A 13694-nucleotide genomic window follows, 5' to 3' on the forward strand; every position below is an offset into this window, starting at 1 on the left:
GAAGAGACCGCGGCCTCACAACGTTGCACGGCTGTCATGTCTTGCTGCTCTTGCAAGCAGGTATTCAACTTCATCCACAGCGGCCAAAGACATCTTCGTGGCGGGAGATCGCATGGAGTCATTGCGAATGACTCCCCTGCGCTTCAACAGATATTTGCGCACGGCCAACCCGACGCCTTGTTGATGTTCGTATCGTATCAGCGGCAGGTGCGCGTCGAAGAGATCGTGCGCTGCTTCTCTTTGTCCTTGCGTCGCCAGGCGCACAAAGTCGACCAGCATGTCGGGAAAGGCATAGCCGGTCATGGCGCCATTCGCACCCCGTTCCATTTCGAAATCGAGGAACATGCCGCCATTGCCGCAAAGGATTGAAAGCGGCCTCAACGCGCCTTCCCGCTGCAACGTGCGCAGCGCCGAAATTTTCTCGAGGCCCGGCCAATCCTCATGCTTCAGCATGACGCAAGACGGATTGGCCGCAACGATCCGCGCGATCACCCCGACGGTCATGACAACGGTCAGTGTCAGCGGATAGTCCTGGAGGACCCACGGCACGTCACCGCCGATCGCCTCGGTGGTTGCCGCAAAATACGAAACGATCTGGTCGTCTGTGCGAAGCGCGGGAGGGGGTGCGATCATCACCCCCGCGGCCCCGTCATCCATTACGCGTCGGGTCAATGTCCGAATGGAAGCCAGCCCCGGCGACGATACACCGATCACGACCGGAATGGGCGAGCGCTGGATGAACCGACGTGCGACTGTGGCCGTTTCGGAAGCATCCAGTTTCGGAGCTTCCCCCAGGATTCCCAATGCGGTTATGCCCGTACACCCGCCCTCAACATAGAAATCGACCAATCGATCGATCGAGTCGAAATCGATGTCGCCATTCGGCTCGAACGGGGTGGGCGCGATGGCAAACACGCCAGATGTGTCATGATCGATCTGCACGCCAAGCCTCTTCCAATACCACTTACTGCCGGGAGCCTCAGGTACGCTTCCACAAATGGACGATGTTGCCATCGGGATCGGACACTATCAGCGTCACCCCGTGATCACCCATGTCGCGCTCTCCGAGGATCGCGCCGCCAGCCTGGGCGACGATTTGGCGGCTGGTTTCGAGTTCCTGCACCTCGAAAACGATGGCGGCACCCGCCATCGATGGATGAGCTTCGGACGGAGCTGCAAGCGCAAATCCGGCAGTGCCGGATTTGTACTGCACCCATTTCTCACCATCAGCGAATTTCAGCTCGGGCTCCAGGAGGCCTTCATAGAAGCTGCGCGCCCGCCCCATATCCGCCACGCGATAGAACACATTCTGAAGCCGCGCTCCCTGTGTCATCTCATTCTCCGCGTTGGAAGGAACATACGTTTCTCGCGACCGCACGGCACTACGCCGCTAGTCTACGGCCGCGAAGCGGCCGCCTCGATAGACCAGGGCGGCCTGCCCAGGCTGAGCGGCAACTGAAGCGACATCGCCGATGAATACAGAGTGCGATCCACCGTCAAACGACTGCCGCAGAGTGCAGTCGAAAACCGAAACCGCATCCTCCAACACGGGCGCACCAGTAGACAGGACGCCCCAGCGACCAGCGGTGAAGCGATCCAGCCCGCGGCTGCCGTCTCGTCCTGCAAAGCGGTTTGCCAGATCTTCGGCATCGGCTCCGAGCACGTTCACGCTGAAGGCGCCATGTTCGAGTATCGCTTTGTGACACTCGGTATCCTTGTTGATGCAGACGAGCAGCGCCGGCGGCTGCGCGGAGAGGGAGCAGACCGCAGTGGCAGTCATGCCGCGACGACGACCGCCGCAGCCTGCTGCGACAATCGAAACCGCCCCCGCCATTTCACGCATCGCGGCGCGAAAATCGATCGGATCGATCATCATAGTTTCAGCCCTGAGTTTCGTGGCGTACATAGCGACCTGACATCCTCTTCCATCGAGCCTCTGCCAATGGGCTGAATAACCCCGTGTCGAATACTTGTTTCGGAGTGGCGATTGATGCAAACGGGCAATTCTAACGAGGAGCTGAATTGGCGTTATGCGTATCCGAGTGATTAGTTATACTAATGTAAGACAGTCGGACTTACGTCCATACCCGTGGAACGACGACAGCGCCGCTACCCGGCATGCCACAAGTTTCATGTGTCGTAGCCGGGCGCCGGCTCGACCAGATCGCCAAGCTGGGGAATCACGTCGCATCCAAACCGCTCCATGGACGCAAGCGTCTCGGAGCGGCCGACCCCCGCGAATCCCATGAAGCATGAAAGATGCGTTGGTCGTAACGCATCGATTTCCCGGTGAAGTTTTTCGGCACACAAGCCTGCTGGGCCAATGATGGCGTTGTCCATGAAGTCGTCCAGAGGCGGCTCGTCATTGAGAGGCATCAGATGCAGAAACACACCATCCTTGGTCGGCTGCGCCGTATTCAAGTTGATCGAGGCGCGCGCGAGATTGCGCACGCAACGTGCCGCGTGCTGCGCTTCCTCGGGATCATCGGTTACGTAGATGTATCTTTGAACGCCGAGAGGCATGGTCGCGACATCACCGCCTCCTACTTCCCAGAGCTCCGTCAGCCTTTCGCGAAACGCGACCGCCGGAGCCAGACCGCGATGTCCAAAGCTCATGAATGGCGTGTATTTCCGCTGCGCTGCACGCGCCACGACACGTGGATCGCTCCCCGCAATGAACATTTCCGGCAGCGTAAGCCCGAAGGGCGTCATCGGTAACTCGGTGTGCCGGATATGGTGAAATTGTCCTTCGAACTCGACGAATCCGTTGGCCAGTCCCTGCTCGATGATGTCCCAGGCTTCGAGCATCAACTCCGTCTTGTTGGCGATATCGGTACCAAAGCGGTCGAACTCGTAGGGTTGGTAGCCAGATCCCAGGCCGAGCACCAGGCGGCCGCCGGCGAGCAGCGCTGCAAACGCCACCTCCTGGACGATCCGCAAGGGGTTGTAGAATGGAAGAGCGAGAACCGCCGGCCCGAGCCTTATCCGTTTGGTTTCCGAGATGCATCTGGAAACCATCAGGAGCGAGGACGGGCAGATCGAATGATTGGTGAAGTGATGTTCCGCGAACCAGGCGATGTCGAAACCGAAGTCTTCAGCCATTTTGACGGATTCGATCGTGGTTTCGACTACCGCTGTCGGCGACGTATTATGGTCATACAGTCCCATAAGATTGAACAGGCCGAGCTTCATGTCAGACCTAGCTCTTGGTAAGGCGCACGCCTTGCGACATCGCACTCAATGTTAGCTTCGGTACCATGTGTTCTTGTCCTCCCAACGGTATACCTGGCCTTAGTAGGTTAAGCTTTTCCCGCCATCGACAACGATATTCTCGCCTGTCACGGCTTTGCTGCGCACCAGCCCCATGATGACCTCCGCGACGTCGCTCGCCTCCGCGACTTTATTGAGAGGCGTCGCCCCGGAAACCTCGACTGCCTCATCATCGGTGCTGACGCGACCGCCGCCGCGTTCAATCCAATTTGTACGCACCATGCCCGGCGACACGCTGTTCACCCTGATCTCCGGCGCGAGCGCGACCGCCAGCACGCGGGTGAGCTGTATGACGCCCGCCTTCGACACTGAGTACGCAATGGAGGAGCCCGCGCCGCGCATACCGGCGATGGAAGCCACGTTGACGATTGTGCCCGCCGTTTTCCTCAACAGTGGCGCTGCGGCGCGACAGCACTTGAACGCCCCGCGCAGATTGGTGTCGAGCACGACATCCCAAATCTCGTCGGTCATGCCATCGAGATCCTTCAAGTCTACGTAGCGCGTCATGCCGGCATTGTTCACGAGAATGTCGAGACGCCCGAAGGCCTCCTCGCCTGCCGCGATCATGCCTGCGATGTCTTCAGCCGACCGGACGTCAGCACGCACGACGACGACCTGTGCACCGCGTCGCTCCAACTCATCAGCCGTGGCGCGGGCATCACTATCTGAACTGGCGAAGCTGATGGTCATGGCGCGAACGCCGGCGTCAACCAGAGCCAGCGCGGTAGCGCGTCCGATGCCGGTGCCGCCCCCTGTCACCAGCGCCGCCGCTTCCTTCATGTCAGTCATCTGTAAAATGCTCTCCCTTTTTTGGATGTCTCAGTAGGTCGAACGGCCACCTGAAGCGTCGAAGACGGCGCCAGTCGAAAACGAACAATCCTCGGTGCAGAGCCACATGATCAGCGCGGCGATCTCGTCGACACGCCCTAAGCGGCCCATTGGTATCTTGCCGATTGAAAACTGTTGCTGCTCCGGAGGAAGGCGGCTGAAGAGCGGGCTTTCGAGCGCTGCGGGGCACACGCAATTGACCCGGATACCTGTAGCGGCCAGTTCCTTGCCAAGGCTTTTGGTGAAGCCCATCACTCCGGCCTTCGCGGCGGAGTACGGCGAATCAAGCGGGTTGCCATCCTTTCCAGCAGTCGACGAAATGGTGACGACGCGCCCATAGTCGCGCGACTGCATCTTGGGAATGACGAACTTGCAGGCCATGAAGGTGCCTACGAGATTGATCTCGATGGCCCGCCGCCATTGTGAGACTGGGTAATCCATGACGGTGGCGCGCGGCGCTTCAGCACCGACGCTGTTAACCAGAATGTCGACGCGTCCGAATTTCTCTGCTGCCGCATCTGCTGCCGCCGCGACCGAGTGTTCATCCAGGATGTCGACCGTCTCGATGATGGCGCCTGGCACCTCCTTGGCGGCAGCCGCGAGAGCCTCCTTGTCAATGTCCCACAATATGACATGAGCCCCCGCAGCCGAGAGCCGCTTCGCAGTGGCTTTGCCTATTCCACCGCTGCCGCCGGTCACGATCGCGACCTGCCCGGAAAGCTGATATTGGTTCATAGTTCAAGGATCCTTGTCTGTCGGTTTCCACGCTCAGCTAGCCATCTTGTCCGGCGGCGAAAACTGTTTGCCGATCGTGTCGCCGAATGAATTCTTGCCTTCGGCAGCCGCTGCATCCTGCGTCGGCTGCGCCTCCGAAGGTTGGTCGTCTGGCCGCAGCACAGCGCCCAGAAAGGCGAACGTGCGAGGATGGTTGGGACGCACAAGGAGCTCCGAAGGCGGCCCCTGCTCCACAATCCTGCCGCGATCGAACATGCACACACGATCGGATATCTCGCGTGCGAAGCGCATCTCATGCGTGACCATAAGCATTGTGAGATCATGCTCGGCAGCAAGTTTGCGTATGACGTTCAGCACTTCGCCCACCAACTCCGGGTCGAGAGCACTGGTCGGCTCATCGAACAGGAGGACGCTGGGTCGCATCGCGAGGGCGCGCGCAATGGCAACACGCTGCTGCTGCCCCCCGGAAAGCTGCGCCGGGAACTGCGAGGCCTTATCCTCCAGACCGACCATGCGCAGCAATTCCATTGCTCGCTCTTCGGCATCCTGGCGTGACAATTTCAGGACACTGACGGGCGCCTCCGTGACGTTTCGCAATACCGTCATATGAGGGAATAGATTGAACTGCTGAAAGAGCATGCCCACCCGTTTCCGAACGCCAAAGAGGTGCTTTGCACTCGCCTTGAAAGGCCCCTTCCCACCTGGTTGATGATAGGAAACGCCATCGATTGTGATCGAGCCGTCCTGAAAGGGTTCTAGCGTCATGAGAATCCTCAGGACCGTCGACTTACCTGAGCCGCTCGGCCCAATAAGGGTCACTTTCTCACCCTTGCGGACCTTGAAGTTGAAGTCTTCGAGGACCTTCAGGGCCCCGAAAGATTTTGAAACGTTCTTGAATTCGATGATGTCGTTCAACGGAGCCTAACTCCTGTCTTGGGAATAGAGGATTCTACGAAGCGTATCAGATAGGAAAAGACACTCGTTACGATAAGCATCAGCATGCCGGCCAAGCTAAGTGGGATCGTATATTGGTAAGTCCGATCGCCCACGATGACAGCGTAATTTAGCATCTCTAGAACCGAGATAGTCGAAAGTATGGGTGTTTCCTTCAGGATACTGACAAGATAATTTCCCGTCGCGGGAACGATCCTCGGTATCACCTGAGGAATGATAACTCTGAGGTAGGTGCGGCTCCGGCTAAAGTTGAGCGCCGTTGCCGCCTCCCATTGTCCGCGCTCTACAGCTTCGATTCCGGCCCGGTACACCTCGGCCATATAGGCGCTGTACTGAATACCGATAGCAATCGCACCGGTCAGAAAAGCAGGCGCCATGATCCCGTAGCTCGGAAGGATATAATATATGAAAAACAACTGTATAAGGAGGGGAGTATCCCGGACGAACTCCAAAAAGAAGCCGATCGGCCATGTAATGAGCCGCGATCTCGATCGCATCAAAATGGAAAACATCAGCCCGAGGACAACAGCAATGACGAAGCCCAACAGCGCGGCAGCGATGGTAACCCGCAATCCCCGAAGCAGCAAAGGCAACGTCGAGAGGATAAAAGATTGAGTCGAACTGGTGTCTATTTTGAGAATTTCATCCATGGCTCACCCCAAGACCCAGAAATCTTGCCCTGCGGAACTTCGGCTTCGAATAATGCTCGATAAGCTTGGTCACGAAGAGGATGCAAAGCGAAAACGCGAAATACATCACCAGACTGACCAGATAGATTCGGGCGCTGTCATATGTGATTGTCCTGAGTTGCTGGGCGCGGAACGCAATATCGATGATCGAAATCATCGATATGAGCGAGGTGTCCTTGAGAACCATGACCGCGAGGTTGCCGAATGGCGGCACCATCTCCGGCAGCGCTTGAGGCAAGATGATCTTGCGCATCGTATGGATCCGGCCAAAATTGAGGGCCGTTGCAGCTTCAAGTTGCGATGCAGACACAGATCGAATGGCACCGCGAACGATCTCGCTGCCATAAGCGCCGGAGTTGAGACCGATCGCGAGGCAGCCCGCAACCATTGGTGAAATCGTTATCCCGATTGTCGGCAACGAGTAGTAAATCCAGAACAGTTGGACCAGCAGAGACGTACCGCGGAATATCTCCACGTAGATCCGGGCAATGGCGTCCAGAACAGGAACCTTCATTGACCGGCATATTCCGGCGGCGAAGGCGAAAATCAGTGTCAGGCCGAATGAAATAACCGCCACGGTTACCGTGGCTTTCGCGCCAACGGCCAAAAACTCGAAGTTGCTCAGTACTGCTTCCATGCAGCCGCTCCTCGTCTTGCGATCGAAAGCCCCCGCAGGAATTCCCGCGGGGGCGGTGGTGCGGCCTTATTTCGCGTTGCAGCGGCTCTCCGCCGTCGTCGCGAGGGCTTTTTTTACACCCTCTTCACTGAAGCCGTGGCTGGTCTGGATAGCCATGAATTCCGGCGTCGCCACGAAAGCCTTCAGCTCCTTGTTGTAAGCGTCAAGGAATTCCTTGTCCTGCTTGCGGAAAGTCGTGGCGCCGAAGCTGATGACTTCCTTGCCGTCAACGACGGGCAGCCTAAACGGCTTGGCCATTTCGAGATCGTGGACATTGCCGCTCGACAGCAGCAGTGCCGCAGACGGCTCTTCCATCGTATATGCGTCCGCGCGACCAGACATGACCAACTCGGCTCCGTCCGCATGATTTGCAATGATCGTAATGCGGTCCTCGGGCACTTTGTAGGCGTGAAGATAATTCAGTTCAGTCGTACCGCTGACGGTGGCGATCTTCACGTCATTGTTCGAGGCGACATCATCGTAGCCATGGATGTTCTTTGGATTTCCCTTCTTGACGAGCAAGGTCTCGAGGGCTGCATTCGTTGGTTCCGCGAAAGATACTTGCTGGCATCTTGCCGGGAAAATTGTCTGCTGCGCGGCCACGATATCCCACCGGCCGGCATTCATGCCAGGGATAAGCGTGCTGAAGGGTGTAACGACCCAGACGACGTCCGGAATGCCCATGCGCTTGAGCACGGCGGACACAGTTTCCGGACCGATGCCAACCGCTTTGCCTTCCATGTTCATGTATGCGTAAGGCGGTTCGTTGTGGATCGCGGCGCGAACATACCCTTGCGACTTTGCTTCTTCCACCGTGATTGCCGACGCGGCTTGGCCGAAAAGGCTTGCTGCCAGAGCTGCGATCGTTGCGGTAGCGATATTGCGGCATGAGAAGATGGTCATTTTTGTTCCCCTTTTACTTATTTGGTTAGTTTCTGCTCATTTCCGTACTTTTGGTGTGCTTCCTCCTGATTGAAATTAAATTGATTGGGCAGCTACCAGGCTGTCCAACCGGCATCGGCGACGAGGTTGGTGCCATTGATGTAGTGGCCGTCATCGGAGGCAAGAAAGAGCACTGCCGGCGCGATATCGGCGGGCACAGCGCGAGGCGGACGCGTTACGATCCCCTTCTCGCGGATCTTCAAGCCCTCTTCCGACATGCCGTCCATGCTCGAAAGACTGGTGATGACCGACCCCGGTGAAATGCAGTTACAACGGATACCCTTATCGCCGTACTCGACGGCAACGGCCTTGGTCAGTCCGATGATGCCGTGTTTCGCCACCGTGTAGGCCAAGCCTGAACGGCCGCCGCGCAAGGCGGAGATGGACGCGATGTTCACGATGATCCCGCCGCCCTGTTCGATCATGATGGGCACGACAGCCCGGCAGGCGCGAAACGGCCCGGTCATGTTGATGCCGATATTTCTCTGCCAATCCTCATCGCTGAGTTCGACGAGGGTCTTCCAGTAATCCGGCACTCCGGCATTGTTGACGAGAATGTCGATCCGGCCAAAGGTTTCCCGTGCCTTGTCGAACGTGGCGGAAATGCCTTCGTTCGAGCTTGCGTCCGCGATCAGTCCGACGGCATCCGCTCCAATAGCCTTCATCTCGGCGACTGCCGCGTCGAGAGATCCTTGCTTCAAATCGGTCAGGACAAGTTTTGCGCCCTGCTGCGCGAAACAGGTCGCAATTCCCTTTCCTATGCCCGCGCCAGCGCCGGAGATGACGGCAATCTTGTCTTGAAGTCGTTTGGTCATTGTCGATGCTCTTCCTGCTCGCGAATTATTCGGCAGCCTTGGCGGTGGATGGATACATGCCGATCTTGTCGAGCGGACCAACTTCCTTCTCCAGCAAGGGGAGAACTTCCGAGCCGAAGCGCTCCAGCGACTTCAATGCCCGGGCAATCGGCATGTCGCCGAACTGGAAGAAGCAGTTGTAGTGAACGGGATTGAGGCGCCGGATTTCTTCGGCCATGCGCATTGCAACGTGATGCGGATCACCGATAATCAGGTTGTCGCGGAAAGTCTCCAACGGAGGCTCGTCGGGCAGCGGGCCGACCTTCAGGAAGGTGCCGCTGGTCTGCACGTTGGGCTGGCGGAGAGCCGCCACCATCCGGCCAACAAAGCGGGCGCGCTCCGCTGCCTCCAAGGCTTCCTGAGCGCTGTCGGTGACGTGAATGTACTGCTGCAAGGCGACCGGCATTGGCTCGCCGGATAGTCCGACGGAATCCCAGACCTTGCGGCCATTGTCGACCATTTCGAAAAGTGCGTTGCTGCCTCTCCATCCTGCCGTGAAAAATGGCGTGGCACCGAGTTTGCACAGCGGCTCCATGATGCGCGGGGCTACGGTCGTGATGAAGAGCTCGGGCAACTGCTTCCTGACAGGCCGTACTGTGAAGACCGTTTTGTCAGACTTGATGTATTTGCCATTTAGAGTGGCTTCGCCGTGTTCGGCCGCCTGCTGAAGAATCGACCAGTACTCGAGGAATACATCGGTCTTTTCATCAATCGGCGCATTGAAATGATCAAACTCGTAATGCTGATAGCCGGTACCCACGCCCAGAACCAGCCGTCCGTCGCTCAGTTGATCGACCAGGCCAATCTCCTGTGCAACGCGCATTGGGTGGTAAAGCGGAAGCACCACGACGCCGGCGCCCAGCCTGATCTTCTTGGTCAGGCCTGCAAAATGCGCGCACATCATGAGAGGCGAGACGCTGATCGAGTAGTTCGTGAAATGATGCTCGGCAAACCAAGCAATATCGAAGCCGATCTGCTCTGCCGTTGCGACCATGTCGCGGGTATTCGATATGATTCCGCCCACGCCACCAGGATTATCCTGGTACGACATTAGGTTGAAAAGACCAAATTTCATTTTCGAGATTCCAATCTTCTTGGGGTAACTGCTAGGGAATGTAGTAGCCGCCTGAAATCACGACTGTTTCGCCCACCATGAAGCGGTTAGCTTGCGAAGCGACGAAACAGATCACTTCCGAGATATCTTCAGGGGCTGCCGTGAAGCCGATCGGCGTATCCTCAACGATCGAAGGTAGCCAGCCGGCGTTGAGCGCTGTGTCCGTGGAGATCGGACCGCCCGGCGCAACGCCGTTGACGAGAATCCCCAACGGCGCGACCTCGAGCCCGAACGACTTGGTCAAGCTGACCACCGCGGCCTTCATCGCGGCGTAGTGACAATTCTTCGGGTGAGGCTTGAAAGCGTCGATGGACGCGATGTTGACGATCCGGCCGCTCTTGCGCTCCGTCATGTGCTCGACGGCCGCAACCATCATGTTGTAGAGGCCACGTACGTTGACGGCGAAGCTTGCGTTCCAATCGGCGTCGGTAATTTTCAGGATCGGCAGGCGTGGGTAAATGCCTGCATTGTTGACCAGCACGTCCATCTTTCCGAGGCGGGCGACGGCGCGATCAAAGATGGCTTGTGCGGAATCGCGCGTCGTTATGTCACCGAAGATGGCAACGGCGTTCCCGCCCGCGTCGCGTATCTCCTTTGCCGTAATTTCCGCGGCCTCGCCGTTGATATCGGCGATAGCGACACCTGCGCCCCTGCTTGCCATCATCTTGGCGGTGGCTTTACCAATTCCTTTGGCAGCGCCCGTAATGATAACATTCGATCCGTTCATCGGAGATGAGCCTTTCAATCCTCGGATTTCATCGAGCCCTGCAATGCTCACGCGGAAGCACCGCCGGGCGTGGCTGCATCAGGGGATGTAGTAGCCGCCAGCCGCGACCACTGTTTCGCCCACCATGTAGCGATTGCGGTTCGAGACGAGGAAAAGGATCAGCTCCGCGATATCTTCTGGCTCCGCCGCGCGGCCAAGTGGGGTTTCGGCCTCGATCGACGGAAGGAAGCCCATCTTCTTCGCCGTTTCCGTGGCGATCGGTCCCGGCGCTACCGCATTGACCAGAATGTTGAGCGGCGCAGCCTCCAGGCCGAAGGTCTTCGTCAGGCTCACCACGGCCGCTTTCGTCGCGGCGTAGTGGCTGTTCTTGGGGTGCGCCTTGAAGGCATCGATCGAAGCTATGTTGACGATGCGTCCGTCACGACGGGGCCGCATGTGTTCGATCGCGGCGACCGTCATATGATAGAGGCCACGGACGTTGACCGACAGGCTGGCGTTCCATTCGTCGTCAGTGATCTCGAAGATCGGCCGCCGCGGATAGATGCCGGCGTTGTTCACCAAGCCGTGGATTTCGCCGAATGCTTCCACTGCCTTGCCAAAGAGACCATGTGCTCCTTCACGCGTGGTTAGATCGCCAACGATCGGAACCGCTTTGCCGCCGGCAGCAACGATCTTGTCGACGATGGCCTGCGCGCCATCCTTGTTGACATCCAACACCGCAACGCCGGCGCCCTGCTTGCTCAGGGTCAGAGAGATGGCACTCCCAAGCCCCCCGGCAGCACCGGTCACGACCACGTTCTTACCATTCATTTCCATGTCAGTTCCTCATTCGGCTATGATCGACAGCAGACTGAAACCCTCCGAAACAAGCAAACGATGAGTTCTAATTTGCCGACAGGAGGGACTAAGCGCAGCGCCGATGCATTAGCCACGCTAATCTCAACCCCATCCTTGCCTTCGTGCGCAGGCCGCCGCCCAGCAAAGCGGCCCGGAAGGATGATCCTTCCGGGCCGCCTGATAGTTGCGTTGGAGGCGCGAAAGGCGCGACCTGTCAGATTGTGATCCGTATCACCTCGTCCTCAACCGATCGGTCTCGAACCTTCGCTACAATGGAAAGCTCGACCTTCATCTCCGGTTGCGGCAGCGGCCCGATATGGATTGTGTGGGTGGGATCGTTGCCGGCGACGTGCCCGGCTATCGTCTTCATGACATCGTCGAGATGGTCTCTCTCGGAGATGCAGATGCCGAACTGGACCACGTCGCCAAGGTCGGCGCCAACCGCGGCCAATGCCGCGTTCAATGTTTTCAGGGACTGCTCAGTCTGTGCCACTGCGTCTTCAGCCATCTCGCGCGTCGCAAAATTCCTGCCAGACGTGTTCGATGAGTATATCCACCCATCAACGCTCAGTATCCTCGAGTACTTGTAGAGATCCTCAAACTTGCTGCCGCTCTTCACGCGACTTCTTTGGGCTGTCATGGCAAAAATCCTCAATGATGACAATCGACTCATTTCAAGCTGACGCAGGCCGCGCCAATTCGTTCACAGGCCGTGCGCAAGCGTTCCGTCGCCGTCGCAAAGGAAATCCTGAAGTAGCCTTCGAGCCCAAAGGCAGAACCCGGAACGACCGCGACGTTGGCCTGCTCCAGGAGATAAGCAGCCAGATCTCCGGAGGTGTTTATCTCCTTGCCGTCCGGCGCTCGCCTGCCAAACAGCTCCTTGCAGGAGGGGAAGAGATAGAAGGCACCTTCCGGAGTGATGCAGTTCAACCCATCGGTACGATCAAAGAAGTCAAGGCACATGTCTCGGCGCCCCGAGAAGACCGCGTTGCGCTCATCGAGGAAATCAAGCGGCCCGTTTAGCCCCGCGACCGCGGCCGCCTGGGAAATCGAGCTCGGATTTGTCGTGCTTTGTGATTGGATTGTAGCCATCGCCTTGATCAGCGGTTCCGGCCCGCCGGCATAACCAATACGCCAACCGGTCATCGCGAAGGCCTTCGAAACTCCATTGCAGGTCAGCGTGCGTTCGGCGAGTTCCGGAACCACCGAGGCAATGGTGGAGAAGCGCCAACCATCGTAGCGTATGTGCTCATACATATCGTCCGTCAGCACATGGACACCGGGGTGCTCGAGAAGGACCTCGCCAAGCTGACGAAGATCCGACGCGCTGTAGCCGACGCCAGTCGGGTTGCTCGGAGAGTTCAGCACAAGCCATTTCGTGCGCGATGTGATCGCGTTCCGCAGTTGCGACGCCATCAGCTTGAAGCCAGTTTCCTCGCCACAACTCACAACTACGGGTTTTCCACCCGCCAGCCGCACCATGTCTGGATATGATACCCAGAAGGGCGCCGAAATGATCACTTCGTCGCCAGGATCGAGCGATGCGACGAGTGCATTGAAAATGACCTGCTTGCCACCAGTCCCGACACTGATTTGGGATGGCCGGTAGTTCAGGCCATTCTCTCTGGCAAACTTTGCCACGATTGCCGATTTCAGCTCATCCGTGCCGTCAACGGTTGTGTACTTCGTTTCCCCACGGTCGATGGCTGCCTTGGCTGCAGCCTTGATATGCGCCGGAGTGTCAAAATCGGGTTCGCCCTGCGACAGGCTGATCACATCCCTCCCCGCTTGCCTGAGTTCCATCGCTCTGCGCGTGATAACTATGGTTGACGAAGCTTGCACCGCATCGAGCTTGTTCGATAGTATGTTCACGGTCGTTGCTCCGATCAGGATGACGGCGCGCAGCCGCGTTCGATCTACCGTGTCCGAGAACAAGAAAATAGAAAACCTCAGTGCATGTTGCTTCGGATTTCATATTTTGTATATTCTGACGGGAGTGAATTTCATGCTCTCCGGTGAATCGCCAGGCGACCGATCGGACCCGAGCTTCATTCCCGTTATTGCCCAA

The 13694-nt window shown here is 57.8% G+C and carries 16 protein-coding genes; all 16 read right to left on the reverse strand.

The genetic code is table 11. The features are described 5' to 3' along the window. Positions 1 to 15 precede the first annotated feature (15 nt). The 16 genes from ACZ89F_RS26965 to ACZ89F_RS27040 all read right to left on the reverse strand — a co-directional run bounded on the left by ACZ89F_RS26965 (position 16) and on the right by ACZ89F_RS27040 (position 13498). On the reverse strand, positions 16 to 942 hold the full coding sequence (locus ACZ89F_RS26965; RefSeq protein ID WP_476095062.1) for a dihydrodipicolinate synthase family protein: 927 nt from the start codon (positions 940 to 942) through the stop codon (positions 16 to 18). A 37-nt stretch (positions 943 to 979) separates the two neighbouring features. Continuing rightward, positions 980 to 1333: a VOC family protein gene (locus ACZ89F_RS26970; RefSeq protein ID WP_476095063.1), complete on the reverse strand. Its 354-nt coding sequence runs from the start codon at positions 1331 to 1333 to the stop codon at positions 980 to 982. A gap of 57 nt (positions 1334 to 1390) precedes the next feature. Continuing rightward, positions 1391 to 1906 carry a flavin reductase family protein gene (locus ACZ89F_RS26975; RefSeq protein WP_476095064.1) on the reverse strand — a complete coding sequence of 172 codons (516 nt, stop codon included), beginning with the start codon at positions 1904 to 1906 and terminating at the stop codon, positions 1391 to 1393. Between the two features lie 224 nt (positions 1907 to 2130). Then, positions 2131 to 3192, reverse strand: a complete 1062-nt coding sequence (locus ACZ89F_RS26980) for an LLM class flavin-dependent oxidoreductase (RefSeq protein WP_476095065.1) — start codon at positions 3190 to 3192, stop codon at positions 2131 to 2133. Positions 3193 to 3291: 99 nt separating this feature from the next. Next, positions 3292 to 4059 (reverse strand): SDR family NAD(P)-dependent oxidoreductase, encoded by a 768-nt coding sequence (locus tag ACZ89F_RS26985; RefSeq protein WP_476095066.1) that lies wholly within the window; start codon positions 4057 to 4059, stop codon positions 3292 to 3294. A gap of 30 nt (positions 4060 to 4089) precedes the next feature. After that, positions 4090 to 4797, reverse strand: a complete 708-nt coding sequence (locus ACZ89F_RS26990; protein WP_476095067.1) for an SDR family NAD(P)-dependent oxidoreductase — start codon at positions 4795 to 4797, stop codon at positions 4090 to 4092. Positions 4798 to 4866: 69 nt separating this feature from the next. Next, the gene (gene ehuA / locus ACZ89F_RS26995; protein WP_476095068.1) at positions 4867 to 5748 is read right to left on the reverse strand and encodes an ectoine/hydroxyectoine ABC transporter ATP-binding protein EhuA; all 882 of its coding nucleotides are present in this window, start codon (positions 5746 to 5748) and stop codon (positions 4867 to 4869) included. After that, on the reverse strand, positions 5745 to 6437 hold the full coding sequence (ehuD, locus tag ACZ89F_RS27000; RefSeq protein ID WP_476095069.1) for an ectoine/hydroxyectoine ABC transporter permease subunit EhuD: 693 nt from the start codon (positions 6435 to 6437) through the stop codon (positions 5745 to 5747). Before ehuD ends, ehuA begins: the two co-directional genes overlap by 4 nt. After that, a complete protein-coding gene (gene ehuC, locus ACZ89F_RS27005) occupies positions 6430 to 7113 on the reverse strand; it encodes an ectoine/hydroxyectoine ABC transporter permease subunit EhuC (protein ID WP_476095070.1) in 684 nt (227 codons plus the stop codon). The genes ehuD and ehuC overlap by 8 nt, the downstream gene beginning before the upstream one ends. Before the next feature lie 66 nt (positions 7114 to 7179). After that, positions 7180 to 8055, reverse strand: coding sequence for an ectoine/hydroxyectoine ABC transporter substrate-binding protein EhuB (gene ehuB / locus ACZ89F_RS27010; protein ID WP_476095071.1), 876 nt, complete (start codon positions 8053 to 8055; stop codon positions 7180 to 7182). A 92-nt stretch (positions 8056 to 8147) separates the two neighbouring features. Next, positions 8148 to 8909, reverse strand: coding sequence for an SDR family NAD(P)-dependent oxidoreductase (locus tag ACZ89F_RS27015; RefSeq protein WP_476095072.1), 762 nt, complete (start codon positions 8907 to 8909; stop codon positions 8148 to 8150). A 25-nt stretch (positions 8910 to 8934) separates the two neighbouring features. Continuing rightward, positions 8935 to 10023, reverse strand: coding sequence for an LLM class flavin-dependent oxidoreductase (locus ACZ89F_RS27020; RefSeq protein WP_476095073.1), 1089 nt, complete (start codon positions 10021 to 10023; stop codon positions 8935 to 8937). 31 nt (positions 10024 to 10054) lie between these two features. Next, positions 10055 to 10840: an SDR family NAD(P)-dependent oxidoreductase gene (locus ACZ89F_RS27025; protein WP_476095074.1), complete on the reverse strand. Its 786-nt coding sequence runs from the start codon at positions 10838 to 10840 to the stop codon at positions 10055 to 10057. Between the two features lie 27 nt (positions 10841 to 10867). Next, positions 10868 to 11605 (reverse strand): SDR family NAD(P)-dependent oxidoreductase, encoded by a 738-nt coding sequence (locus ACZ89F_RS27030; protein WP_476095075.1) that lies wholly within the window; start codon positions 11603 to 11605, stop codon positions 10868 to 10870. Positions 11606 to 11840: 235 nt separating this feature from the next. Next, positions 11841 to 12266, reverse strand: coding sequence for a Rid family hydrolase (locus ACZ89F_RS27035; protein WP_476095076.1), 426 nt, complete (start codon positions 12264 to 12266; stop codon positions 11841 to 11843). 29 nt (positions 12267 to 12295) lie between these two features. Then, a complete protein-coding gene (locus ACZ89F_RS27040; RefSeq protein ID WP_476095077.1) occupies positions 12296 to 13498 on the reverse strand; it encodes a pyridoxal phosphate-dependent aminotransferase in 1203 nt (400 codons plus the stop codon). Positions 13499 to 13694 lie beyond the last annotated feature (196 nt).

The sequence above is a fragment of the Mesorhizobium sp. USDA 3734 genome (assembly GCF_056279665.1).